The sequence below is a fragment of the Microbacterium sp. H1-D42 genome, assembly GCF_022637555.1.
In the GTDB taxonomy this organism is placed as follows: domain Bacteria; phylum Actinomycetota; class Actinomycetes; order Actinomycetales; family Microbacteriaceae; genus Microbacterium.
This window is the reverse complement of sequence record NZ_CP093342.1, coordinates 1,852,786-1,876,017: the sequence shown is the minus strand read 5'-3', so window position 1 is coordinate 1,876,017 and position 23,232 is coordinate 1,852,786. Positions and strand designations below refer to the sequence as shown.

The following is a 23,232-nucleotide window of genomic DNA, read 5'->3' as shown; positions in this document are numbered from 1 at the left end:
CATCCGACGCACTTCCACGCCACCCCCCGAAAGCACCGCATGAACCTGCTTGAAGCGCTCATTCTCGGTATCGTGCAGGGACTCACCGAGTTCCTGCCCATCTCGTCCAGCGCGCACCTGCGCATCGTGGGCACGTTCCTGCCCTCCGGCGAGGATCCGGGCGCCGCGTTCACCGCCATCACGCAGATCGGCACCGAGGCCGCCGTGGTGGTCTTCTTCTGGCGCGACATCGTGCGCATCATCGGGCAGTGGTTCCGGTCGCTCGCCGGGCGAGTTCCCCGCAACGATCCTGATGCCAGGATGGGCTGGCTGATCATCATCGGCAGCATCCCGATCGTCGTGCTCGGCCTGCTCTTCCAGGATCAGATCGAGACCGTGCTGCGCTCCCTCTGGATCGCCGCGATCATGCTCATCGCCTTCGGCGTGCTGCTCGGCATCGCAGACTACGTCGGCGCCAAGAAGCGCAAGCTCGACCAGCTGACCTACCCGCACGGCGTCGCCTTCGGGTTCGCGCAGGCACTCGCCCTCGTCCCCGGCGTCTCCCGCTCCGGCGGCACCATCACGATGGGGCTGTTCCTCGGATACGAGCGCGCGGCCGCCGCTCGCTACGCGTTCCTGCTCGCCATTCCGGCCGTGTTCGGCAGCGGCTTCTACCAGCTGTTCAAGCACTGGGACGACCCGAACCAGCACTTCGGGCTGGGGGAGACGTTCGCTGCCACCGGCATCGCCTTCGTCGTCGCACTCGGCGTGATCGCGTTCTTCATGAGCTGGATCTCGAAGCGCAGCTTCCTGCCGTTCGTGATCTACCGCGTGCTGCTGGGCATCGCCCTCATCGTGCTGCTGTCGATGGGTGTCATCCCGGCGCTCTGACGAACTCGGCGCCGCACCTGCGGGTGCGGCCTCAGCGCTTGTCCGGCCCCTCGCCGCGGCGACGCAGATACCGCTCGAAGGCCTGCGCGATGGCATCCCCAGAGGCGTCCGGCGAATCCCACGTGTCGCGGGTCTGCTCGAGCTGATGGATGTACTCGGCCATGTCGTCGTCCTCGGCGGCCGCGGCATCGATGGACGCCTCCCACGCGGCCGCCTCAGTGCGCAGGTGCTCGCGGGGCGACCCCACACCGGTCAGCTCTTCCAGGCGGTCCAGCAGCGCCAGCGTCGCCTTGGGTGACGGGGCGGCCGAAGCGACGTAGTGCGGAACACTGGCCCACAGGCTCGCGGCAGGGATGTCTGCTGCGGCGGCGAAGTGCTCGAACACACTGAGGATGCCGACCGGCCCCTCGTAGCTCGACTTGTCCAGACCATGCGCGTCGCGCACGCGGTCGTCCTGGCTGGACGCGAACACCGAGATCGGCCGGGTGTGGGGCACGTCTGAGAGCATGGCGCCGAGCGTGACGAGACCCGTCACGTCGTCGCGCAGCGCGACGTCGATGAACTCACTGACGAACGCCTGCCACGCCCTTGCCGGCTCTGATCCGGTGAGCAGCCAGAGCTCAGGGCCATCGCTCGGAGTCGTCGGACGCCAGAGTGCAGCTTCCGGCCAGTTCAGCTCGCGACGCCCACTGGCATCCATCCGCGTCGAGGGGCGCGTGTACTGATAGTCGAAATACAGCTCGGGGTCGGCCGAGTGCACCCGCTCGTACTCGGTGGACTCGCGCAGTGCGGCGATTGCGCCACTGGCAGCCTCACCCGCGTCGTTCCAGCCGTCGAACGCGGCGATGATGATGCGAGAGCCGAGGACGTCCATGGGCTCCTTCCGGTCGGCCGAACGTATCCCTCCAGGGTAGTCGGGTGCCGTCTGCACAGGGCGGGGACACGGCTAGCATGGGTTCAGTGAGCAATCAGCCCTACACCGCCAACAAGCCCAGCGCAGTCCTGTGGGACATGGATGGCACCCTTGTCGACACCGAGCCGTACTGGATCGCCATCGAAACGGAACTCGTCGAGTCGTACGGCGGCACGTGGACGCACGAGGACGCCCTGCAACTCGTCGGCAACGCCCTGATCGACAGTGCCAACACCCTGCGCCGTGCCGGTGTGGACATGGAGCCGGATGCCATCGTGCAGCTGCTGACCGATCGGGTCGCCGATCGCCTGCGCACCGAGGGCGTGCCGTTCCGCCCCGGCGCCCGCGAGCTGCTCGCCGACCTTCGCGCCCAGGGCATCCCCACCGCATTGGTGACCATGTCGCTGCGGCGGATGGCGCTGAGCGTCGTCGATCTGATCGACTTCCCCGCGTTCGACGTCATCGTCGCCGGCGACGACGTCGAGAACCCCAAACCCCACCCTGACCCGTACCTGCGCGCCGCAGATCTGCTCGGCATCGACATCGCCGACGCGGTCGTCATCGAGGACTCGCCCACCGGCCTGGCCTCTGGACTGGCATCCGGCGCCACCACGCTCGGCGTTGCGCACATCGTCTCTCTCGACGATCTCGGCGCACACGAGCTCTGGCCGACGCTCGACGGCCGCACGGCAGCCGACCTCGTCGACCTGCGCGACCGTTTCGCGACGGAGGCGACCCGATGACCGCGACGCGACCCAGCGGCCCGTTCCGCGAGGGCGACCGGGTGCAACTGACCGGGCCCAAGGCGCGGATGCACACGATCACGCTCCGCTCCGACGGCGAACTGCATACGCACCACGGCGTGCTGTTCCACCGCGACCTGATCGGTCAGCCGGACGGCTCGGTCGTCACCAACAGCTCCGGCCACGACTACCTGGCGCTGCGCCCGCTGCTGCGCGACTTCGCACTGTCGATGCCGCGGGGAGCGGCGATCGTGTACCCGAAGGACTCGGCGCAGATCGTCATGCATGCAGACATCTTCCCCGGTGCCGTGGTCGTAGAGGCCGGCGTCGGGTCCGGCGCACTGTCGCTCGCCCTGCTGCGTGCGATCGGACCGGACGGCGCCCTGACCTCGTTCGAGCGCCGCGAGGACTTCGCCGAGGTCGCGAAGGCGAACGTCGAGACCTTCTTCGGCGAGATCCCCGACACCTGGGACGTGGTCGTCGGCGACCTCGCCGAGGAGCTCGCGGTGCAGTTCGAGCCCGCGACGGTCGATCGCGTCGTGCTCGACATGCTCGCCCCGTGGGAGTGCATGGATGCTGTCGCCGAGGCGCTCACGCCCGGCGGCGTCGTCATCTGCTACATCGCCACAGCGACGCAGCTCTCGCGCGTTGCGGAGTACATCCGCGGCACCGGACTGTTCACCGAGCCGGATGCATCCGAGACCATGGTGCGCGGCTGGCATGTCGAGGGCCTGTCGGTGCGGCCTGATCACCGCATGGTCGCACACACCGGGTTCCTGCTGACCGCTCGTCGGCTCGCGCCTGGCGCGGTGCCGCCCGAGGTCAAGCGCCGGGCATCCAAATCGAGCTACGGCGATGAGGACGTCGAGCTGTGGACGCCAGGGGCCGTCGGCGATCGCCAGATCACCGACAAGAACCTGCGCAAGCGCGTTCGTGAGGCGCAGAAAGCGGCTGCGGGCGCGCGCACCGCCGCCGAGTCGCGCGAGGCACCCTCCTCTTCGGAATAGACTGGGGCGCGTGCGTAAATCGACCGCTGCTCTCTCGGCCCTCGCCCTCTCCGCTCTCGCTCTGACCGGCTGCTCGGCTGCGCCGAGCTTCGACGGTGCCAGCTGCGATCGCTCCAGCTCCGAAGGGCTCGCCGCGTCCGTCGATGTGTCGGGCGCGTTCGGCACGCCGGACGTGTCGATTGAACTGCCGGTGCGGGCATCCGAGGTGAAGTACGCCGACCTCATCGTCGGCGACGGCGCGCCGATCACCACTGAGACGCAGAACGCGATCATGACGCGCGTGCTTGTCAACGGCGACACCGGTGAACCCATCCACTCAGCCGTCAGCCTATGGAGCCCGCAGTCGGCGACGACCGAGCTGCCCGGTGTCGACGAAGCTCTCAAGTGCGCCACCGAGGGCAGCCGCATCGTCGTGGCCATCCCGTCGGGCGACCTTCCCGAGGGCATGGCCGAACAGGTCGGTCTCGGTGCCGACGACAGCATGGTCGCCGTCTACGACATCCGCTACACCCTGCTGCCGAAGGCAGAGGGCAACGACGTCTTCAACACCACCCGCAACCTTCCCTCGGTCGTGCGCGCCCCCGACGGCCGCCCCGGCATCATCGTGCCGGACAGCGCCGCACCGAAGAGCACCATCACCGAGACGCTCATCGCGGGCGAGGGTGAGAAGGTCGGCGACGGCGCGCCCATGTTCAACTACACCGCCGTCGACTGGGCAGGACGCTCGGTGACCGGCACCTCGTGGGACGGTGCCGTCTCGCTGAGCACTGAATCGCTGCCAGAGGACGTCACCAAGGCGCTCTCGAAGGCGACGATCGGCTCGCAGGTCATGGTCGTCGTCCCTGGCGAGGCCGGCGCGGCAACCGTGTACGTCGTCGACATCCTCGGCGTCATTCCGGAGGAGCTGACGCAGGGATGACCCCGACGACGATCCCCGCGGAGGAGCGCCTGACGAATCTCGTCGTGGCGCTGATGGCCACGGAGATCGGCCTGACCAAGCAGCAGATCCTCGACAACGTCTCCGGCTACCGTCAGCGCGCTGACGCGGGTGCGAAGCCCGACTCGCTGGAGAAGATGTTCGAGCGCGACAAGGACGACCTGCGCGCACTGGGCATGCCGATCGAGACGATCGGAGACCCCACCGACCCGCAGGATCTGCGCGAGGCCCGCTACCGCATCCCACAGGCGGAGTACGATCTGCCGGCCGACATCGAGTTCACGCCGGCAGAACTGGCGGTGCTGCGCCTGGCCGGCAGCGTCTGGAGCACCGAGTCGGTCTCGGGCGATGCGCAGTCCGGTGTTCGCAAGATCCGCGCGCTCGGCATCGACGGCGATGAGCCGATCATCGGCTTCGCGCCGCGGATCACTGCGCGGGACGCCGCCTTCCCGAAGCTGCAGGAGGGCATCGAACGCAGCCGCGTGGTCGTCTTCGAATACCTCAAGCCGGGGGAGGACACCCCGACCCGGCGTCGCATCCGGCCGCTCGCGCTCGTCGAGTACGAAGCGCGCTGGCACCTGTTCGGCGTCGACGTCGACGCCGACGGCGACCGCACGTTCCTGCTCAGCCGCATCGTCAGCGACGTCAAGGTGAGCGGGCAGACGTTCGCTCCTGCGCTGCGCGAGGGCGCGACCGACCGTGCGCTGGCAGGGCTCGTGGCGGTGGCGGAATCGCAGAGTGCCCTGCTCGAGGTGACACCAGGCACCGAGGCCGCGCTGCGCCTCGGTCGCCGCTCGACACCGGCCGCCCAGGGCATCCGCGTGGCATACGTCGATCGCCACGTCTTCGCCGATGAGCTCGCTGCGTACGGACCGGAGGTGCGCGTGGTGGAGCCGGAAGCGCTGCGGGATGCTGTCATCGTTCGTCTGCAGGCGATCATCCGCGTGCATGACGGGAGTGAATCATGACGTCGTCGCGCGCGCCGCTGCTGGCGGCTGACCGGGTGCGGCTCTATCTGACACTCGTTCCGTATCTGCTCGAGCGCGGTCAGGTCACCCTCGACGAGGCCGCGGTGGAGTTCGGCGTCACCCCTGGCGAGATGCGCACCATGGTCGAGAAGCTCACGGTGATCGGTCTGCCGGGTGACTCGGGGTACTGGCAGCTGCCGCAGGAGATGTTCGACATCGACTGGGATCTGCTCGATGACCACGGCGTGATCGAGATCACGAACGATGTCGCGCTGCGCCGCGTCCCGCGATTCACCGCGCGAGAGGCCGCTGCGCTGCTGGCCGGGCTGCAGATGGTGGCATCGGTGCCGGCAGTCGCGGACTCCGGCCTCGTCACTGGGCTCATGGCGAAGCTGTCTCGCGGCTCGGCGGGTGCGCCGCCCGATCTGATCGTCGCGCCCGTGGCCGTCAGCGAAGTGCAGGATGTCATCTCGCGTGCGCTGCACGAGGGTGTGGCGGTGTCATTCAGCTATCAGGCGCCTGATGCTGCGGTCACCATTCGCACGGTCGACCCGATGCAGATCCTGCTCACCAACGGCCAGTGGTACCTGCAGGGCTGGTGCCATCTGCGCAAGGCGATGCGCACGTTCCACCTCGACCGAGTGAGCGACCCGCAGCTGACCGACATCGCGATCACGCACGCCGATGCCGCGGTTCCCGCGACGTTCGGGGAGGACGGCGGATCCGGACACGTAACGGTTCGGTTACCGGATCGCCTGGTCCCGCTGCTCGGTGCGTTCTCGCACGAGCAGATCGATCGGGAGAGTGACCTGGTCACGCTCCGATTCCATATGGCGGACCCCCGCGGAATCAAGCGGATCGCGGGCAGATTCGGCGGCCTGATGGAGGTGCTGGATCCGTCGGTCGCGCGCGTCGCGACGCGAGACTGGGCGTCGGCTGGACTTGCCCTCTACGACGTACCCGGCAGGCGTTCCGCACGGGTAGACTGAACCAACCCTGACCCAGTTAGAGGAGACCTCCATGGGCAATCTTTTCGCAGGACCACACCTGTGGATCATCCTGATCATCATTCTGCTTCTTTTCGGTGCGGCGAAGCTGCCGGCACTGGCGAAGAGCATGGGCCAGTCCGCTCGCGTGTTCAAGGGCGAGATGAAGGCCATGAAGGACGAGAACGCCGACACTGCCACGACCGACGGCGCTGACGCCGCGTCGACCGGCACCACGGCTGCTCCCGCACCTTCGCCTGCGGCCTCCACTGCACCGCCTGCGGAGCGTCCTGCCGACCAGGACACTCCGCCTCGCGCCTCATAGGCCGTGACTGAACTGGACGTCGAAGCGCCAGCCGAAGGCGGCAAGCGTGATCGGCGTATGTCACTCGGCGAGCACCTGAGGGAAGCCCGCAAACGGCTTGTCATCGCCGTGATCGGCCTCGCTGCCGGAATGGTGATCGCGTTCATCATCACCGATCCCGTGATCAACTTTCTCACTGAGCCGATCCGTGTGATCGACGAGAAACGCGGTGGCGACTTCGCAGAGCTGATGTTCACGGGAATCGCGTCGGGCTTCAACCTGCGAATCCGAATGGCGTTGTCGATCGGCCTGCTGCTGTCAGCGCCGGTGTGGCTGTGGCAGATCTGGGCGTTCATCATGCCTGGGCTCACCCGCAAGGAGATCAAGTACACGGTGGCGTTCGTCGCTGCCGCTGTGCCGCTGTTCTTCGCCGGCGGTTACGTGGCGGTGCTGGTTGCTCCGCATGTGATCGAGGTGATGTCGAACTTCGTTCCGGAGATCGGTGTCAACTTCTTCGACTCGGATTACTACTACGACTTCATCCTGAAGTTCGTGCTGGTGATCGGCGTCTCGTTCGTGCTGCCCGTGTTCATGGTCGCGCTGAACCTCGCCGGAATCCTGACCGGCAAGGCGATGCTCAAGGCGTGGCGCATCGCGATCCTGGTCGCTGCGCTGTTCGCGGCGGTCGCCACGCCGGCTGCGGACATCGGCTCGATGCTGATGCTGGCCGGGATCCTGATCGTGCTCTACTTCGCAGCTGCAGTGCTCTCCCTGATATTCGACAAGCAGAAGCGCAAGAGACAACTCGCCGCAGGGCTCGATCCCGACAATCCGGTGGCATGACGTCGCCCGCTGAGCGCTACGCCGCCGCACGATCGGCGGCCGAGCACCCTCAGACGCAGGCGTTCGCGGCAAGGCAGCGCTTCGACCTGGACCCGTTCCAGGTCGAAGCCTGCCACGCGCTCGAAGGCGGCCGCAGCGTGCTCGTCGCGGCGCCGACGGGTGCCGGCAAGACGATCGTCGGCGAGTTCGCCATCCACCTCGCGATGCAGACGCCGAGCGACAAGGCGTTCTACACGACGCCGATGAAGGCGCTCTCGAACCAGAAGTTCCGCGAACTGGTCGACGTGTACGGCGAGGACCAGGTGGGTCTGCTCACCGGCGACACCAACATCAACGGCAACGCGCGCATCGTCGTGATGACCACCGAAGTGCTCCGCAACATGCTCTACGCGGGCTCGGACGCGCTCCGAGGGCTGCGCTACGTTGTGATGGACGAAGTGCACTACCTCGCCGACCGCTTCCGCGGACCCGTATGGGAAGAGGTCATCCTGCATCTGCCGCAGGACGTGCGTCTGATCTCGCTCAGCGCCACGGTCTCGAACGCCGAGGAGTTCGGCGACTGGCTCGACACCGTCCGTGGAGACACCGACGTCATCGTGTCGGAGATCCGCCCGGTGCCGCTCGAGCAGCACGTGCTCGTGCGCGATGATCTGCTGCCCCTGTTCGACGACCGCGCGGGCGTCGCCACCGCCCAGGTGAATCAGGAGCTCACCCGCATCCGCTCCTTCACCGGGTCGCGGCACGAGAGCAATCAGCGAGCGCAGGAGTACCGCAGCAATCGGCACGCGGGGCGCCAGGCGCAGCGACCGCCCCGGGGCGGCAAGCGTCCCGTGCGGGCTTCGAACCTGCGGCGTATAGAGCGGATGGACCGCCCTGACGTGGTGCGGCTGCTGGAGCGCGCCAATCTCCTGCCGGCGATCTTCTTCATCTTCAGTCGCGTGGGCTGCGACGCGGCTGTGCAGCAGGTGCGCCGTGCCGGCGTGCGCCTGACCTCGCAGGAGGACCGCGCTGAGATCCGCTCGATCGTCGACGAGCGCACCCGGTCGCTGCAGGACGAGGATCTGGACGTGCTCGGCTTCTGGGAGTGGCGCGACAACCTCGAGCGGGGTGTCGCAGCTCACCACGCCGGCATGCTCCCGGCCTTCAAGGAGGTCGTCGAGGAGCTGTTCCAGCGCAAACTCGTCAAAGCCGTCTTCGCGACCGAGACCCTGGCGCTCGGCATCAACATGCCGGCGCGCACGGTGGTGCTCGAGAAGATGGAGAAGTTCAACGGCGAGGCGCGGGTCGCCATCACCTCGGGGGAGTACACCCAGCTCACCGGGCGCGCCGGCCGCCGCGGCATCGACGTCGAAGGTCACGCCGTCGTGCAGTGGACAGAAGGCATGGATCCGCAGGCGGTCGCGGCACTGGCATCCCGTCGCACGTATCCTCTCAACTCCAGCTTCCGCCCGACCTACAACATGGCCGTCAACCTGATCGACGGCTTCGGTCGTGCACGGGCCAGGGAGATCCTCGAGTCGTCGTTCGCGCAGTTCCAGGCGGACCGCGCGGTGGTGGGCCTCGCGCGCAAGGTGAAGGATGCCGAGGAGTCGCTGGACGGCTACGAGAAGGCCATGCAGTGCGAGCACGGTGACTTCCTCGATTACGCGGCCATCCGCCGCGAGCTCAGCGACCTCGAGAAGAAGAATCGCAAGGATGCCGCCGGGCCGCGCGTGGCGCGCGAGAAGCGGATGAAGAAGATCCAGCAGCTGCGCACGCGGATGCAGCGGCACCCGTGTCACGGCTGCCCCGATCGCGAGGCGCACGCCCGGTGGGCAGAGCGCTACTACTCGCTGAAACGCGAGACCGACCGCATCCGCCGTCAGATCGAGAACCGCACCGGCACTGTCGCGCGCATCTTCGATCGCGTGATCGACGTGCTGCAGGTGATGGGCTACATCCACGCTGCGGGTGATGACCTCGCCCTCACCGACGCCGGGCGCACGATGCGCCGCATCTACGGCGAACGCGACCTGCTGGTGGCTGAATCGCTGCGTCAGAACCTCTGGCGCAATCTGGATGCCCCCTCGCTTGCCGCGATGGCGAGCTGCCTGGTCTACGAACCGCGGCGTGACGAGCAGAACATGGGGGAGCGGGGGCTGCCCCGCGGGGCGTTCCGAATCGCCTACGACGCGACGACCAGGCTGTGGGCTGAGCTCGACGACCTCGAGCACGACTACTCGCTGCCGCGCACCGAGCCGCTCGCACCGGGACTGGCCGCTGCGATGCACTCGTGGGCCCGCGGCGGCGCGCTGGATCGCGTGCTGATCGACGCCGACATGGCCGCCGGCGACTTCGTGCGCTGGACCAAACAGACCATCGACCTGCTCGACCAGCTCTCGATCGTCGCCGAGGACGGCGACCTGGCGCGCACCGCCAGGCGCGCCCTCGACGGCGTGCGGCGCGGCATCGTCGCGTACTCGGCGGTGTGATCGGATGAGCGACGGAACGACGGATGCCCGAGCGCGCCCACTGATCCCGCTGTGGCTCGCCGTGCCGATGGCCGGAGTCGCCGGCATCCTCATCAATCTCTCCTTCCCATCGGTGGCGGCCTGGCCTCTGGTGTTCGTCGCACTGGCGATTCTGCTGCCGACGCTGATCGGCCGCCGCGTCGGCGGCGCGATGCTCGTCTCGGGCGTGTACGGACTGGCGCTCTTCTCGCTGCTGGTCTCCTGGACGGCCCGTTACCTGGGTCCGATCCCGTGGGCGGCGCTCTCGGCGCTGGAAGCGGCTCTGACAGCCGTCTCGCTCGTGCCCATCACTCTGGCCTACCGCTGGCTGCCCCGTGCCTGGCCGCGCAGTCAGGCGGTCGTGCTGCCCTTCACGGTGGCCGCGCTGTGGACCCTGCATGAGCTGTTCCTCGGCAACTGGCCGTACGGTGGCTTTCCCTGGGCGCGACTGGGCATGACGCAGGCGGAGGGACCGTTCGCCCCTGTGTCGTCGTGGGTCGGCGTGAGCGGACTCACCTTCCTGATGGTGGCTGCCGTCGCACTGCTCGTGGAAGTGGTGCGCATGCGATCGTGGCGGCACCCAGTGCGGCTCATCGCCCCGGCGCTCACGGTGCTCGTGCTCGTCTTCACGCCGTTGTTCCCGACGACCGAGTCCGGCAGCATGCGCATCGCCGCGGTACAGGGCAACGGCACGACGGGCTACTTCGATGACCGCGAGCCGTATGGCGTGATCACGGCGCAGAAGGCCGCAACGGACGCCCTGCAGGGCGAGGACGTCGACCTCATCGTGTGGCCAGAGGGCGGGGTCGACTACGACCCGTTCCAGGATGCCGCGACGGCACGTCGCCTGACCCGTATCGTGAACTCCCTCGACGCGCCGCTGCTGGCCAACACCGCGACACAGCGCGGCGACGAGTACTTCAACACGTCGTTCCTCTGGACGGCCGACGGCACTGCCGCGCAGTTCCACGACAAGCGCCATCCGGTGCCGTTCGGCGAGTACGTGCCAGACCGCGAGTTCTATTACGCCATCGCTCCTGACCTCATCGGCCTGATCGGCCGGGAGTACACCCCCGGCACCAATCCGCCGTTCATCGACGTCGACGGGGTGGGCGTGGGGCTGGCGATCTGCTTCGACGTCATCTACGACGAGGTGATCCGCGAGGGCATCACGGCCGGTGCCGAGGTGCTGGTGTTCCAGACCAACAACGCGGACTTCCGTAGGACCGACGAGAACCTGCAGCAGCTTGCCTTCGCGCGCATGCGGGCCATCGAGACCGGGCGCAGCGTCGTGAACGTCTCGACGGTCGGCACCAGTCAGATCATCCGCCCGGACGGGTCGACGGTGTCGTCGCTGGACGCAGATGAGGCCGGAGCGCTGCTCGAGGATGTCGAACTTCGCTCCGGCCTCACGGCGGGGGTGCTGCTGGGGCCCTGGATTCAGCTGGGGATTCTGATCTCAGGACCCGTGCTGTTGCTGGGCGCCGCCCTGGGGGCCAGGCGACGCCGCTGAATCAGGCGCCGATGCGCTCGCGCGTGGGGTCGTCGCCTGTGCCACGACGCGCACGGATGTAAGCAAGACGGTCGGCGAGGAGCTCCTCGAGCTCATCACGGGTGCGGCGCTCCAGCAGCATGTCCCAGTGGGTGCGAGCAGCCTTCTCGTCGGTCTCCTCGAGCTTGACGGGCGCACCGTCGACCTGCAGCACTGCCTCAGCGCCGCATCCGCGGCACTCCCAGGTCTGCGGCGGCTCGGCATCTGCCGCGAACATCAGGGTCGTCTCCTGGCCGCACGACTCGCACTTATAGGTGGTCGCGTGTCGTTCCATGAACACGACGCCCTCTTCGCTCTGAAGGCTCTGGGCACCCAGTCGGATGCCGCGTAGGCTGCGATCTGCCATTGTGTGGTCCTCTCGTCGCTGTCAGGTATAACGCTCGCGCCTGTGCGCTTCATCCACACCGGCGAGTTCCGGGCAGAACTCACAGCGGAATCTCAGCGCAGAGGCCCTGATCTGGGTGTATCAGGTGCTCTTCAGTGTCGCCAGTGCCAAGTCGGCGCGATCGGTGACAATGCCGTCCGCTCCGGCGGCGATCAGGCGCGTCATGTCTTCGGGGTCATTGATGGTCCACACGTGCACCTCGACGCCGTGTGCGTGTGCGGCACGCAGGAACGTCGGCGTGAACAGGCGCACTCCGTTGTGCCGCTCGGGGATCTGCACGGCATCGACGCCGCGCAGGGCGCGAGCGGGGGAGAGCCGCAGGGCTGAGAGGGCGCGCAGGGTCGCGATCACCTTCGTCCCGCCGGAGGTCGCCGGGGGGATGCCGGCGCCGGCGCGCATGGCGGAGGCCAGGGCGGCCGCCCTGTTGCCGTCGGAGAAGCTCGTCAGCAGCACTCTGTGCGCGTGCGGCGCGATCAGCGCGCCGATCGGTTCGGCCGCGGCAGGGACTTTCACATCGATGTTGAAGCGCGACTCCGGAAACGCATCCAGCGCCTCGGCCACGGTCAGGATGCCGCCGTGGTCTTCGAACAGGGCAGTGAGCTCGGATGTGCGCACATCGGCGATGGCGCGCGGGTCACCGGCGACGCGCAGCAGCGTGTCGTCGTGGAACAGCACGACGTCGCCGTCGGCGGTCACCTGACAGTCCGTCTCGATGTACGTGGCGCCGGCGGCATGCGCAGCCGCGAATGCCGCGGCGGTGTTCTCCCAGATGGTCGGATCCTGCGACGGTGCCGAAGCCAGGCCACGGTGGGCGAAGACGCGTGGTCGTCCTGCGTCGAGGAAGTAAGGGTGCGTCACGCGTCGCGCTGCACGTCGGTTCCCGGCCTCGGCGTGAAGGCGCTGCCGATGCCCTTGAGAGCTTCGGTCAGCTCGCTGGGGATGATCCAGAGCTTGCTGGATTCGCTCTCACTGATCTTCGGCAGCATCTGCAGATACTGGTAGGCGAGGAGCTTGTCGTCAGGGCGTCCTTGATGGATCGCGGTGAAGACGTTCTGAATCGCCTCGGCCTCGCCCTGTGCTCGTAGGACCGCGGCCTGCTTGTCGCCCTCGGCCTTGAGGATCGCCGCTTGACGCTGCCCCTCGGCCTCGAGGATCTGCGACTGCTTGGATCCCTCCGCGGTGAGGATCGTCGCACGCCGCTCGCGCTCCGCTCGCATCTGCTTCTCCATCGAGTCCTGGATGGAGTGAGGCGGGTCGATGGCCTTCAGTTCCACACGCGAGACGCGGATGCCCCACTTGCCGGTGGCTTCGTCGAGGACGACCCTCAGCTGTCCGTTGATGTTGTCACGGCTGGTGAGTGCTTCTTCGAGGTTGAGGCCACCGACGACGTTGCGCAGGGTCGTGGTCGTCAACTGCTCCACCGCGCCAAGGTAGTTCGCGATCTCATAGGTCGCCGCCCTGGCATCCGTCACCTGAAAATAGACGACAGTGTCGATGGAGACGACGAGGTTGTCCTCGGTGATCACCGGCTGCGGCGGGAAGGACACCACCTGCTCGCGCATATCGATCAGGGGACGCAGCCGATCGATGAACGGGACCAGGATGTTCAAACCTGGGGTCAAGGTCTTGTGGTAGCGCCCCAGGCGCTCCACGACACCGGCGGTCGCCTGCGGGATGATGCGGATCGCGCGGGCCAGCGTGACCAGCACGAAGATGATGACTGCGATCGCGAGGATCCAGGCGATTGCGGCGGGAATGAACGAGCTGTCCATCAGAAGTCCTCTTCGGTGACGGGGTGGACGATGGCGGTGGCGCCGCTGATCTCGGTGACGGCGACGTGACTGCCCTGCGGGATGGGGATGCCATCGAAGCTGCGCGCAGTCCAGGTGTCGCCGTTGCTGAGCTTCACCTGCCCAGACGCCTGCGTGACGTCCTGCAGGACTACTCCGCGCAGATCGAGCAGAGCATCGAGGTTGGAAGGCGTCGGATCCTCATCCCTGCTCAGACGCTGCAGCAGCGGTGGCCGCAGGAACAGTATGAAGGCGGCCGCGGCGGCACCGGCGATGATCACCTGCGCCCACACCGGCAGTCCGACCAGATCGCTGAGCAGCCCGACCGCGCCGCCGAAAGAGAGCATCAGGAAAGTCATGTCGAGAGTGAGCATCTCGATCACCAGGAACAGCGCGATCAGCACCAGCCAGCCGACCCACGCCCAGTCTTCGATGACCGTGATTAATGTCGAGAAGTCGTCCATGGGGCCCTCCTGGGGTCAACCTACCACGCGGGGTGGGGCCGGGATCCGTCTCGCTGCCGTTGTAGGGTGAGATGTCGCCAAACGTGCGAAATCCGCGCCCACGAGGAGTCGAAATGACCCAGGTTCTCCCCGCCGGATCCCTCGACGGCAAGGTGGCACTCGTCACCGGCTCGTCGCGAGGAATCGGTGCAGACACGATTCGCTATTTCGCCGAAGCCGGCGCGGATGTGGTGATCAATTTCCGCAACAAGGCGCCGCGTGCCGAGAAGCTGGCGAACGAGCTGCGCGCTCTGGGACGCCGGGCGCTGGTCGTCGGCGCAGATCTGACTGACCCCGATTCCGTCGCCTCCCTGTTCGCACAGGTGCGCGCGGAGTTCGGACGGCTCGATGTGCTCGTGCTCAACGCTTCAGGTGGCATGGAGTCCGGCATGGCCGAGGACTATGCGCTCAAGCTCAATCGGGATGCGCAGGTAGGCGTGCTGCAGGCTGCGGAGCCGCTGCTCGGTGAAGGCTCTCGCGTCGTGTTCGTGACAAGCCACCAGGCGCACTTCATCCGCACGACCCCGACGATGCCGGAGTATGAGCCGGTGGCGAAGTCCAAGCGGGCAGGCGAAGATGCGCTGCGCGAACTCATCCCCGGCCTGGCAGAGAAGGGCATCGGCTTCACGGTCGTCTCCGGCGACATGATCGAGGGCACGATCACGGCGACCCTGCTCGAGCGCGCGAATCCTGGTGCGATCGCCGGTCGTCGTGAATCGGCTGGCAAGCTCTACAACGTTTCGGAGTTCGCTGCCGAGGTCGCTCGAGCTGCGGTCGATCCCGTGCCGGCAGACAACACCCGCCTGATCGGCGACACCTCGGACTTCATCGCCGAGTAAGCAGCGGCTGAACGGCTCACAAGACAGAAGGAGGCGGTCCCGATCATCGGGGCCGCCTCCTTCTTTCGTCGCTGAAGCTCAGGCGAGAGCCTCAGCGGCGGAGACGTCGCTCTTCATCGTGATCGCGCGGATGATCTGCACGATGCCGATGACGATCAGCGAGATGCCGATGACCATCCACACGACGGCCGCGCTGTAGAGCGGCGCGAAGCAGACGACGACACCGGCGATGATCGCGATGATCGCGTAAATGATCGTCCAGGTCTTCGACGCCGCGCTCTTGAGCAGGCTCAGCGAGACGATGCCGTCGATGATCCAGCTGACGCCGATGATGACCATCGCGATCACGATCAGCACAGCCGTGCTCGCGTAGAAGTTCGCGAACATGATGACACCGGCGACGATGTAAAGCAGGCCGAGCAGAATGTGGCCGATGCGCGACCAGCCGCCCTTCTCCTTCGAGAAGATCGCCAGGGCGATGTACACCAGACCGCCGATGACGAAGTAGGCGCCGATGATGGCTACGGCGATGCCGGCGAACACCGTCGCCGACTTGCCCGGCCAGATCAGCAGCACCAAGCCAGCGGCAAGCGCGATGACGCCGGAGACAGCAAGGAACACACGAACGGATTTCACGAAGCTCTTCGCTTCTGAGACCGCATCAGACATGAGGGATACCTTTCTGGGAACCTCCTGTGAGGAATGCCCTCAGCGTAGTGGTGAACCGTGCTCTGCGTGGGATCTTTCACCTGATTCGGGTGGCGGGTGTCGGCGGTGGATGCAAGGATCAGACAGTCCATCAGGCGATCGACAGAAGGAACAGACGTGACACAGGGGCACCCCGCTGACAGCCATGACGTCATCCGAATTCAGGGTGCGCGTGAGAACAATCTCAAGGACGTCAGCGTCAGCATCCCGAAACGGCGCCTCACGGTCTTCACCGGCGTCTCAGGATCCGGCAAGAGCTCACTCGTCTTCGACACGGTCGCGGCGGAGTCGCGGCGCATGATCGATGAGACCTACAGCGCATTCGTGCAGGGGTTCATGCCGTCAGTGCCTCGGCCGGACGTCGATGTGCTCGAGGGACTGACCACGGCGATCATCGTCGATCAGGAGCGGCTGGGAGCCAACCCGCGGTCCACTGTCGGCACAGTGACCGATGCCAACGCGATGTTGCGCATTCTGTTCTCCAAGTTCGGTGCGCCGCACATCGGCGGACCCACGGCCTTCTCCTTCAACATCCCGACGCAGAAAGCGAGCGGGGTGATGATCGGACCGGGCGGCGAGAAGAAGATCGTCAAGGATGCGATCTATCTGGGCGGCATGTGCCCGCGGTGCGAGGGCAGGGGAGCGGTCTCCGACCTCGACCTGACGCAGATCGTCGACGAATCGAAGTCGCTGCTGGACGGTGCGATCATGGTGCCCGGCTATACGGCCGACGGCTGGATGGTGAAGCAGTTCGCAGGGTCCGGCTTCTACCCCGCCGACAAGCCGATCGAGCAGTTCACCGAGAAGCAGCGACACCTCTTCCTCTATGGAGAAGTCACGAAGGTGAAGATCAACGAGATCAACATCACCTACGAAGGGCTGATCCCCAAGATCACCAAGGCGATGCTGTCGAAGGATCTTGACGCGCTGCAGCCGCACATCCGCGCGTTCGTCGAGAAGGTGGCGACGTTCGCCACCTGCCCTGAGTGCGACGGAACCCGGCTCACCGAGGGGGCGCGCTCGTCGAAGATCGACGGCGTCAGCATCGCCGATGCATGTCGGATGCAGGTGACTGACCTTGCCGCGTGGGTGAATGCTCTGACGCTGACAGGGGCGGGGCCGCTGCTGGACGCGCTGCGGTCGAACCTGGATTCCTTCGTCACCCTGGGCCTGGGTTATCTCAGCCTCGAGCGCCCGTCGGGCACGCTGAGCGGGGGAGAGGCGCAGCGCATCAAGCTGCTGCGGCACCTCGGCTCGTCGCTCACGGACGTGACGTACGTCTTCGACGAGCCCACGATCGGCCTCCACCCGCACGACATCCAGCAGATGAACTCCCTGCTGCTGCGGCTGCGCGACAAGGGCAACACCGTGCTCGTCGTGGAACACAAGCCCGAGACCATCGCGATCGCCGATCACGTGGTCGATCTGGGGCCCGGCGCGGGGAGCGCGGGTGGAGAGATCGGCTTCGAGGGAACCGTTAAGGGGCTGGCGGCCAGCGACACAGTCACGGGGCGGCATCTGAACGATCGGGCGAAGCTGAAGGACGCCGTGCGGGCGCGCTCCGGGGTGATCGAGGTGCGCGGCGCCGACACGCACAACCTGCAGGATGTCGACGTGGACGTGCCGACGGGCATCCTCACGGTCATCACCGGTGTTGCCGGGTCGGGCAAGAGCTCGCTGGTGCACGGCTCGATCTCGCCGCGCCCTGATGTCGTCTCGATCGACCAGACGGCGATCAAGGGGTCACGGCGCAGCAACCCGGCGACGTACACCGGGATGCTCGAGCCGATCCGCAAGGCGTTCGCGAAGGCCAACGGAGTAAAGCCTGCGCTGTTCAGTGCGAACAGTGAGGGCGCGTGCCCCACATGCAAGGGCTCGGGGGTCATCATCACTGAACTCGGCTTCATGGACACCATCGAGACGCCCTGTGAGGACTGTGGAGGCAAGCGCTTCCAGGCCGCCGTGCTGGAGTACAAGCTCGCAGGCAAGGACATCACCGAGGTGCTCGACCTGCCGGTCTCGGAGGCGCACGCGTTCTTCGCGTCGGATGAGGCGAAGATCCCGGCGGTGGTGAAGATCCTGGGCCGCATGCAGGACGTCGGTCTCGGATACCTGACCCTCGGGCAGCCGCTGTCGACCCTGTCCGGTGGCGAGCGGCAGCGTTTGAAGCTGGCGATCCAGATGGGGGAGGACGCCGACACCTACGTGCTCGACGAACCCACGACGGGGCTGCACCTCGCTGATGTCGACAACCTGCTCGGACTGCTGGATCGCCTCGTCGATGCCGGCAAGACCGTGATCGTGATCGAGCACCACCAGGCGGTCATGGCGCACGCCGACTGGATCGTCGACATCGGACCTGGTGCAGGTCACGATGGCGGACGCGTGGTATTCGAGGGCTCGCCGGCAGATCTCATCTCGGCGAAGACGACGCTCACAGGGCAGCACCTCGCCGACTACGTCGGTGCGTGACTGCGGTGTCCGACCAGACTGACATCGACGCGCGCATCCAGACCTACTACGGCGAGGTGTTCGACGAGCATGCCCGGCTGACGACCCGTTCTGCGCAGGGTCCGCTGGAGTTCCAGCGGACGCAGGAGATCATCCGCACCCACGTTTCTGGCGGACGCGTGCTCGACATCGGCGGCGGCGCCGGTGTGCATGCGAGGGCGCTGGCGGATGGCGGGTTCGACGTCGCGCTGATCGACCCCGTGCCCCGTCACGTCGAGCAGGCGCTTTCCATCGGCGTCGACGCGCACGTGGCGGATGCCCGTGAGCTCCCGTTCTCGGATGCCTCGTTCGACGCGGCGCTGATGCTGGGCCCGCTCTATCACCTGGCATCCGAGCACGACCGCGTGCGCGCGCTGCGCGAGGCGGCACGAGTGGTCCGCCCCGGCGGGGTCGTCTTCGCTGCCGGGCTTTCGCGTTATATCGCGTTTGGGAAGGCCACGTTGGGTCGGCCCGTTCCCGAGCTGTATCCGGGGGAGTGGGTGGCGCTGGCGGCCACAGGAACGCCTTCGCCGGGACGGTTCCCTGCCGGGCACTTCCATACCGCGGAGGAGTTGCAGGCCGAGGTCACCGCAGCCGGGATGCACGTGCTGGAGGTCGTCGGCGTGGAAGGTCCCGCGGGCGCGCTGCTGGAATCGTTGCAGGATGCGGGGGAGCAGCTGTCGGATGCCGCACTGACGATCGCGCGGGCGTCAGCCGATCTGCCTGGGATCCGTGACATGAGCGCGCACCTCATCGCTGTGGCACGCGTGCCGGAATGACGAGGGGCCAGCAACTCAGCACATCTGCTCGGAGTTCTCCGTCATGATCCAGGAATCTCCATGCGGAAGCATGACGATGCTGCCGCACTTGTTGCCGGGATACGTCACGAAGAGCTCTGCGTTCTGAGGCGTGTGCTCGATGGTCTCGATGTCGACTTCCATGCTCGCGCCGGTGGCGGCATAGGCCTGAGCGGTCACGTTGATCATCTCGAGGCAATCGGCGACCGGAAACCCACTGGCCCGCATCTCGGTGAGCATCCGCTCAGCAAGCTCGTCCGTGAAGTAGCCGCAGGCTTCCACAGCATCCGGCTCGCGACTGGCAGCCAGCCACGCGCGGAAGGCCGCCTCGGGTGTCACGGTGGCAGCCGGTTCCTCGGCTGACGGCGACTGCGGAGTCGGCGCACTGGTGGGCGTGGCGTCGCGCGCAGGCGGAACCTCGGGTGCTGGAGCGGTGCATCCCGTCAGGACGGCCACGAAGACGATCGACGATGCCGCCAGGGCGCCGAGACGACGGCGTACAGGGGTGAACATATGCTCACGCTGACATGTGCGGCCATGGGCGCGCAAATCCCCTCCCGCGCGCACAGAGCGTTGCCGATAATGCACATTATGTCAGGTCGTAGTCCGACAGCCCGCATGTTCCGCAGGTTGTGTGCAGGTGGTGACTGATGCTGCCGCTCCCCGCGCCGCCGAGGTCCAGCCGCGCCATCAACCTCGCGCACTGCGATCCCGTTCAGTGGGAGGTTTGCTCTCCCTCGATCGAGGCGTGCAAAGGTTGCTGCGCAGCGACTGCCGTTCTCCTGCCTCGTCGCCATTGGGCGGGCCACACGAAATGTGCGACGGAGAGGGCAAACACGCCCCAAGCAATGGCCAAAAGTCCCCAAAGTGCCGTGGCTGCGGACGCGCCGCCCTCCCCCGCGCTCACGGCCAGCGCTGCGGTGATTCCGATTAGAGCGATGAATCCTATGACCGCGCCGGCCACCGTGATCGCGCCGTTCGCGAGCCACCGAGACCGAAGCGCCGGAATGAGTCGAATCGGCAGTCCGATGACCATTGCAAGGACCATCGATGGTACGGCGACCAACACGCCACTGATGACGATTCCGATGAGCGACAAGACTCCGTCATATTCGTTGCCGCCGGTCCCGGAGGCGATCATGCCGTCCCCCACGATCACGGCCGCTACAAATAGCACGCACCCGCCAACAAAGAACTGAGTGAGCGTCAATGTCCGGATGTCGACCTCTGGTCGCGAGGCGTCCGCATCGACAGCGGTTGGCCCGTCCGCGGCTCCGTTTGTGCTCACCTGCCGATCATACGAGTTCGCCCCCGCGGAGGGGAAGAAGTCGCCCTTTGCCTGCGCGCTCTCAAGCGCACCGCGTCGTTGCTGGGGACTGCGGACGGTCCCTATCTGCCGACTGGGGCTCCCACCGGGCCGCCTCCGCGTTGAACGACCTCATCGAAAGGCCACCAAGTGACTACGCACTGTTGGAAGGCGGTGACACAGGATCACCAGTAGAGCGAATGCTGTGGCCTGGCTGATCCCCTCGAAGCGCCTCAGGGGCTGATCCTGGTGACCAGTACGCCACCCTCAGCAGGCAGAACTCGCCAGACGTTTCCTTCGCCCTCGATCCGGAGCCCATCGGCGCTCACTATCACGGCCGTGCGCTCATCGATGCCCAATCCCTCCGTGACCAATCCAGACTCGACGGCGGCAACGAGTCGCGACAGCATGCCGCGCTGGGCCGTGTGCACCTCGACGGCCAACTCCACGAGGCCGATTCCGGTCTCGATCTCCAGCTCGTAGCCGTCGTCAGGATCCTCAGGTGAGACGACCATGCCGCCGATGCGCGACCCGCCTCCGAATGACGTCTCCCCCGCGATCATCGCTCCGGCCGAGACTCCGAGGTATGGCACCCCACCGGCAACCAGGCGACGCAATTCGCTGAACACCGGCTCGAGCCCGGCGCGCACGTCCTCGACAACGCCCCCTCCTACGGCGATACCGTCGACGCCCACGATCGCGTCGATTTCGATCGGCTCGCCAGGCCGCCCGGCGATCAGGTGCATGTCGATCTCGGAATCCCCTGCAGCCTCGGTCAGAAGCTCGCCCAGAGCCGCCGCCTTCTCCGCAGCCTCGGGCTGCAGAGAGATGACCGCGATGCGCGTCCGCGCCCGTCCGTCCTGGCTGGCTCGCAGCGCCGCTTCGGAGACGAACGGCGCGTGAAGGAGTGCGTCCGCACTCGTGGTCGCCCCGCCGCCGATCAGGTGCACGCTCACGCGGCGTCACACCATGTCGCAATAGCAGGCGACACTGCTGGGTCGCCGACCTGGCTCATAGGGTGGAGCTCACGTCCGATCCTGTTGGAACCGGTGCCCGCACCGCTCGATTCAAAGGTCATCTGATGAGTTTAGGCGCGGCCACCGCACTCCCCTGCAACGAGCGCATGGCACGAGCCTGACGTGATCCCGCGTGTCCACATCGAGACCATCTACGAACTGTCAGCGATCGACGGGCAGGCGGTACGGAACCTTGTTCAGCGCTGGAATCGCGCGGACGGCCGAACCAGCCTGTAACCGATCCATCAACTCAGACAGTCTCGAATCCTAGGACGTTGGGATGCGCCAGATCCACGTCCCACTCCCCCACGCAAGTGCGATCCAACAGGTCACCTCTCATGAGCCGATTGAGTGTGTTACTGCTGTTCGCGGTCCTCTCGGCGGTCACGCCTCTTGAGCAAGATCATGCCGATTCCTGTGGCAGCGAGCATGACGCACTGCACCGTGAGGCCCACCTGCTCCGTTAGAACGTGGGCACTGAATGTCAGCAGAAAGGCCGAAACCATCGCCGCGCCCGCGGTAACGCTGAAGAGCGTCCAGCGAAGATTGCGAGGCCGCTGCAGCCGTTGCCATTCGCGGAGCTTCTCGGCGTCATGCCAGGCTGATTCTGGGACACCGCTGCGTTTGAGCGCCCACGTGGACGCACGAGACCGCTTCGGAGTGTCATCAGACGTCGACATCAACACAGCGTAGTTCCGTGGCCGCCCGCGCCGCCCCGGTCACCCATGCGATCATCGAACGTGTCCACAATCACGCACGAGCCTGACGCCTATTCCTGTCCGTTCTGCCGGCTTCAAGAGGGCATCGTCGATGAGCGCAACGCCGCCTCTGATGTCGTCGCGGTCACCGATCACGCGTACGCGCGGATCGCTCCGAAGTGGTGGCCAGGAAACCCCGGCGCAGTGCTCGTGATCCCGCGTGCCCACATCGAGAACATCTACGAACTGTCAGCGATCGACGGGCAGGCGGTATGGGACCTTGTTCAGCGCGTTGCCGTCGGGATTCGCGCTGCCTACAAGTGTGAAGGAACATCGATCCGGCAGCACAATGAACCGGCCGGCGGCCAAGACGTCTGGCATCTTCACGTGCACGTGTTCCCACGCCACGCGGACGACCGCCTCTACCAGCGGCACGACGACGCCCAATGGATCGATACGTCCGCGCGAGAGCCGTACGCCCAGAAGCTGCGGACCACCCTGGGGATGCCGTACACGTTCGATGACTGACCGGTCCGGCCCTACCGGTGGCCCTCGCCGAGCAAGGCGTACATGTACATGTCGACCCGTGCCGATCCCACGCGCATCCAACTCCTGAGCAGGGCCTCGCGAAGGTAGCCCGCCTTCTCCGCTGTGCGGATCGACCCTTCGTTCTGCGGCTCGACGTACAGCTCAAGGCGTTGGACAGACAGATCCTGGATCGCCCAGCGAGAGACCTCGCGGAGCGCGTCGGCAGCATAGCCGCGCCGGCGATGCTGAGGTGCGATCCAGTAGCCGGCGCTTGCTCGTGCGCGGGCCGGTTCTCTGAATGTCAGACCCACCTGGCCGACGGAATCGCCTGACGCGTTGTCGACGATGACGAATTGGAATCCCTCGCCGTTGGATGCGCGCGAGCGCTGTCGTTCGATGTACTCCAAGATCGCGTGGCCGTCTCCTCCTGGCGGCACGGTGGTGATCAGCGGGATCAGCGGATCATCTACGACTGACGCCACCAGCGCGACGTCGTCGTCCGTGTATCCGCGAAGAGTGACCCACTCCCCCACGATCGTCGGATTCGCGTATAGATCCAT

The 23,232-nt window shown here is 66.5% G+C and carries 24 protein-coding genes; 14 read left to right on the top strand and 10 right to left on the bottom strand.

What is annotated here, in order from left to right:
- Positions 1 to 39: 39 nt before the first annotated feature.
- On the top strand, positions 40 to 870 hold the full coding sequence (locus MNR00_RS08920) for an undecaprenyl-diphosphate phosphatase (protein ID WP_241925589.1): 831 nt from the start codon (positions 40 to 42) through the stop codon (positions 868 to 870).
- 31 nt (positions 871 to 901) lie between these two features.
- Here the strand turns inward: MNR00_RS08920 and MNR00_RS08915 are convergent, their stop codons facing one another.
- Positions 902 to 1,744, bottom strand: a complete 843-nt coding sequence (locus tag MNR00_RS08915; RefSeq protein WP_241925588.1) for a PAC2 family protein — start codon at positions 1,742 to 1,744, stop codon at positions 902 to 904.
- A gap of 137 nt (positions 1,745 to 1,881) precedes the next feature.
- Between MNR00_RS08915 and MNR00_RS08910 the strand changes: the two genes are divergently transcribed.
- Genes MNR00_RS08910 through lnt form a run of 9 tightly spaced genes read left to right on the top strand, consistent with a single transcriptional unit; the run spans position 1,882 to position 11,573 of the window.
- Positions 1,882 to 2,526, top strand: a complete 645-nt coding sequence (locus tag MNR00_RS08910; protein WP_241928805.1) for an HAD family phosphatase — start codon at positions 1,882 to 1,884, stop codon at positions 2,524 to 2,526.
- Positions 2,523 to 3,533, top strand: a complete 1,011-nt coding sequence (locus MNR00_RS08905) for a tRNA (adenine-N1)-methyltransferase (protein ID WP_241925587.1) — start codon at positions 2,523 to 2,525, stop codon at positions 3,531 to 3,533. The genes MNR00_RS08910 and MNR00_RS08905 overlap by 4 nt, the downstream gene beginning before the upstream one ends.
- A gap of 10 nt (positions 3,534 to 3,543) precedes the next feature.
- Positions 3,544 to 4,452 carry a hypothetical protein gene (locus tag MNR00_RS08900; protein ID WP_241925586.1) on the top strand — a complete coding sequence of 303 codons (909 nt, stop codon included), beginning with the start codon at positions 3,544 to 3,546 and terminating at the stop codon, positions 4,450 to 4,452.
- Positions 4,449 to 5,438: a WYL domain-containing protein gene (locus MNR00_RS08895; RefSeq protein WP_241925585.1), complete on the top strand. Its 990-nt coding sequence runs from the start codon at positions 4,449 to 4,451 to the stop codon at positions 5,436 to 5,438. The genes MNR00_RS08900 and MNR00_RS08895 overlap by 4 nt, the downstream gene beginning before the upstream one ends.
- Positions 5,435 to 6,427 (top strand): WYL domain-containing protein, encoded by a 993-nt coding sequence (locus MNR00_RS08890; protein WP_241925584.1) that lies wholly within the window; start codon positions 5,435 to 5,437, stop codon positions 6,425 to 6,427. Before MNR00_RS08895 ends, MNR00_RS08890 begins: the two co-directional genes overlap by 4 nt.
- A 31-nt stretch (positions 6,428 to 6,458) precedes the next feature.
- Complete coding sequence (tatA, locus tag MNR00_RS08885; protein WP_241925583.1) at positions 6,459 to 6,749, top strand: Sec-independent protein translocase subunit TatA; 291 nt, start codon at positions 6,459 to 6,461, stop codon at positions 6,747 to 6,749.
- 57 nt (positions 6,750 to 6,806) lie between these two features.
- Positions 6,807 to 7,571 carry a twin-arginine translocase subunit TatC gene (gene tatC / locus MNR00_RS08880; RefSeq protein ID WP_241928804.1) on the top strand — a complete coding sequence of 255 codons (765 nt, stop codon included), beginning with the start codon at positions 6,807 to 6,809 and terminating at the stop codon, positions 7,569 to 7,571.
- Positions 7,568 to 10,042 (top strand): DEAD/DEAH box helicase, encoded by a 2,475-nt coding sequence (locus tag MNR00_RS08875; protein ID WP_241925582.1) that lies wholly within the window; start codon positions 7,568 to 7,570, stop codon positions 10,040 to 10,042. Before tatC ends, MNR00_RS08875 begins: the two co-directional genes overlap by 4 nt.
- Before the next feature lie 4 nt (positions 10,043 to 10,046).
- Positions 10,047 to 11,573 (top strand): apolipoprotein N-acyltransferase, encoded by a 1,527-nt coding sequence (gene lnt / locus MNR00_RS08870; protein ID WP_241925581.1) that lies wholly within the window; start codon positions 10,047 to 10,049, stop codon positions 11,571 to 11,573.
- Between the two features lies 1 nt (position 11,574).
- On the opposite strand, the gene MNR00_RS08865 is transcribed toward lnt, so the two are convergent.
- The 4 genes from MNR00_RS08865 to MNR00_RS08850 all read right to left on the bottom strand — a co-directional run bounded on the left by MNR00_RS08865 (position 11,575) and on the right by MNR00_RS08850 (position 14,251).
- Positions 11,575 to 11,958: an RNA polymerase-binding protein RbpA gene (locus tag MNR00_RS08865; protein ID WP_241925580.1), complete on the bottom strand. Its 384-nt coding sequence runs from the start codon at positions 11,956 to 11,958 to the stop codon at positions 11,575 to 11,577.
- A gap of 120 nt (positions 11,959 to 12,078) precedes the next feature.
- The gene (locus MNR00_RS08860; RefSeq protein WP_241925579.1) at positions 12,079 to 12,855 is read right to left on the bottom strand and encodes a glycerophosphodiester phosphodiesterase family protein; all 777 of its coding nucleotides are present in this window, start codon (positions 12,853 to 12,855) and stop codon (positions 12,079 to 12,081) included.
- The gene (locus MNR00_RS08855; protein ID WP_241925578.1) at positions 12,852 to 13,769 is read right to left on the bottom strand and encodes an SPFH domain-containing protein; all 918 of its coding nucleotides are present in this window, start codon (positions 13,767 to 13,769) and stop codon (positions 12,852 to 12,854) included. Before MNR00_RS08855 ends, MNR00_RS08860 begins: the two co-directional genes overlap by 4 nt.
- Positions 13,769 to 14,251 carry an NfeD family protein gene (locus tag MNR00_RS08850; protein WP_241925577.1) on the bottom strand — a complete coding sequence of 161 codons (483 nt, stop codon included), beginning with the start codon at positions 14,249 to 14,251 and terminating at the stop codon, positions 13,769 to 13,771. Before MNR00_RS08850 ends, MNR00_RS08855 begins: the two co-directional genes overlap by 1 nt.
- Positions 14,252 to 14,364: 113 nt before the next feature.
- Between MNR00_RS08850 and MNR00_RS08845 the strand changes: the two genes are divergently transcribed.
- A complete protein-coding gene (locus tag MNR00_RS08845) occupies positions 14,365 to 15,129 on the top strand; it encodes an SDR family oxidoreductase (RefSeq protein ID WP_241925576.1) in 765 nt (254 codons plus the stop codon).
- Positions 15,130 to 15,207: 78 nt separating this feature from the next.
- Here MNR00_RS08845 and MNR00_RS08840 read toward each other — a convergent pair whose 3' ends face one another.
- Positions 15,208 to 15,765 carry a DUF308 domain-containing protein gene (locus tag MNR00_RS08840; protein ID WP_241925575.1) on the bottom strand — a complete coding sequence of 186 codons (558 nt, stop codon included), beginning with the start codon at positions 15,763 to 15,765 and terminating at the stop codon, positions 15,208 to 15,210.
- Positions 15,766 to 15,954: 189 nt separating this feature from the next.
- Between MNR00_RS08840 and MNR00_RS08835 the strand changes: the two genes are divergently transcribed.
- Both MNR00_RS08835 and MNR00_RS08830 read left to right on the top strand, forming a co-directional pair.
- A complete protein-coding gene (locus MNR00_RS08835; protein ID WP_241925574.1) occupies positions 15,955 to 18,309 on the top strand; it encodes an excinuclease ABC subunit UvrA in 2,355 nt (784 codons plus the stop codon).
- Positions 18,310 to 18,314: 5 nt separating this feature from the next.
- Positions 18,315 to 19,106, top strand: coding sequence for a class I SAM-dependent methyltransferase (locus tag MNR00_RS08830; protein ID WP_277884354.1), 792 nt, complete (start codon positions 18,315 to 18,317; stop codon positions 19,104 to 19,106).
- Positions 19,107 to 19,121: 15 nt separating this feature from the next.
- Here the strand turns inward: MNR00_RS08830 and MNR00_RS08825 are convergent, their stop codons facing one another.
- From MNR00_RS08825 to MNR00_RS08815, 3 genes are all read right to left on the bottom strand, one after another.
- The gene (locus MNR00_RS08825) at positions 19,122 to 19,637 is read right to left on the bottom strand and encodes a hypothetical protein (protein ID WP_241925573.1); all 516 of its coding nucleotides are present in this window, start codon (positions 19,635 to 19,637) and stop codon (positions 19,122 to 19,124) included.
- A gap of 202 nt (positions 19,638 to 19,839) precedes the next feature.
- Positions 19,840 to 20,412: a hypothetical protein gene (locus tag MNR00_RS08820; protein ID WP_241925572.1), complete on the bottom strand. Its 573-nt coding sequence runs from the start codon at positions 20,410 to 20,412 to the stop codon at positions 19,840 to 19,842.
- 251 nt (positions 20,413 to 20,663) lie between these two features.
- Positions 20,664 to 21,386 (bottom strand): Type 1 glutamine amidotransferase-like domain-containing protein, encoded by a 723-nt coding sequence (locus tag MNR00_RS08815; RefSeq protein WP_241925571.1) that lies wholly within the window; start codon positions 21,384 to 21,386, stop codon positions 20,664 to 20,666.
- An 800-nt stretch (positions 21,387 to 22,186) separates the two neighbouring features.
- Here MNR00_RS08815 and MNR00_RS08810 point away from each other — a divergent pair.
- Entirely contained in the window at positions 22,187 to 22,672 is a 486-nt protein-coding gene (locus tag MNR00_RS08810; protein WP_241925570.1) for an HIT family protein, read from the top strand.
- Positions 22,673 to 22,683: 11 nt separating this feature from the next.
- Here the strand turns inward: MNR00_RS08810 and MNR00_RS08805 are convergent, their stop codons facing one another.
- Positions 22,684 to 23,232: a GNAT family protein gene (locus MNR00_RS08805; protein ID WP_241925569.1), complete on the bottom strand. Its 549-nt coding sequence runs from the start codon at positions 23,230 to 23,232 to the stop codon at positions 22,684 to 22,686.

Bases quoted from the DNA above. Each gene is read 5' to 3' on its own strand.
- MNR00_RS08910 (WP_241928805.1), top strand. From the start codon at position 1,882: ATGGATGGCACCCTTGTCGACACCGAGCCGTACTGGATCGCCATCGAA.
- tatC (WP_241928804.1), top strand. From the start codon at position 6,807: ATGTCACTCGGCGAGCACCTGAGGGAAGCCCGCAAACGGCTTGTCATC.
- MNR00_RS08825 (WP_241925573.1), bottom strand. From the start codon at position 19,637: ATGTTCACCCCTGTACGCCGTCGTCTCGGCGCCCTGGCGGCATCGTCG.
- MNR00_RS08805 (WP_241925569.1), bottom strand. From the start codon at position 23,232: ATGGATCTATACGCGAATCCGACGATCGTGGGGGAGTGGGTCACTCTT.
- MNR00_RS08895 (WP_241925585.1), top strand. From the start codon at position 4,449: ATGACCCCGACGACGATCCCCGCGGAGGAGCGCCTGACGAATCTCGTC.
- MNR00_RS08915 (WP_241925588.1), bottom strand. From the start codon at position 1,744: ATGGACGTCCTCGGCTCTCGCATCATCATCGCCGCGTTCGACGGCTGG.
- MNR00_RS08920 (WP_241925589.1), top strand. From the start codon at position 40: ATGAACCTGCTTGAAGCGCTCATTCTCGGTATCGTGCAGGGACTCACC.
- lnt (WP_241925581.1), top strand. From the start codon at position 10,047: ATGAGCGACGGAACGACGGATGCCCGAGCGCGCCCACTGATCCCGCTG.
- MNR00_RS08890 (WP_241925584.1), top strand. From the start codon at position 5,435: ATGACGTCGTCGCGCGCGCCGCTGCTGGCGGCTGACCGGGTGCGGCTC.
- MNR00_RS08905 (WP_241925587.1), top strand. From the start codon at position 2,523: ATGACCGCGACGCGACCCAGCGGCCCGTTCCGCGAGGGCGACCGGGTG.
- MNR00_RS08855 (WP_241925578.1), bottom strand. From the start codon at position 13,769: ATGGACAGCTCGTTCATTCCCGCCGCAATCGCCTGGATCCTCGCGATC.
- MNR00_RS08850 (WP_241925577.1), bottom strand. From the start codon at position 14,251: ATGGACGACTTCTCGACATTAATCACGGTCATCGAAGACTGGGCGTGG.
- MNR00_RS08845 (WP_241925576.1), top strand. From the start codon at position 14,365: ATGACCCAGGTTCTCCCCGCCGGATCCCTCGACGGCAAGGTGGCACTC.
- tatA (WP_241925583.1), top strand. From the start codon at position 6,459: ATGGGCAATCTTTTCGCAGGACCACACCTGTGGATCATCCTGATCATC.
- MNR00_RS08865 (WP_241925580.1), bottom strand. From the start codon at position 11,958: ATGGCAGATCGCAGCCTACGCGGCATCCGACTGGGTGCCCAGAGCCTT.
- MNR00_RS08875 (WP_241925582.1), top strand. From the start codon at position 7,568: ATGACGTCGCCCGCTGAGCGCTACGCCGCCGCACGATCGGCGGCCGAG.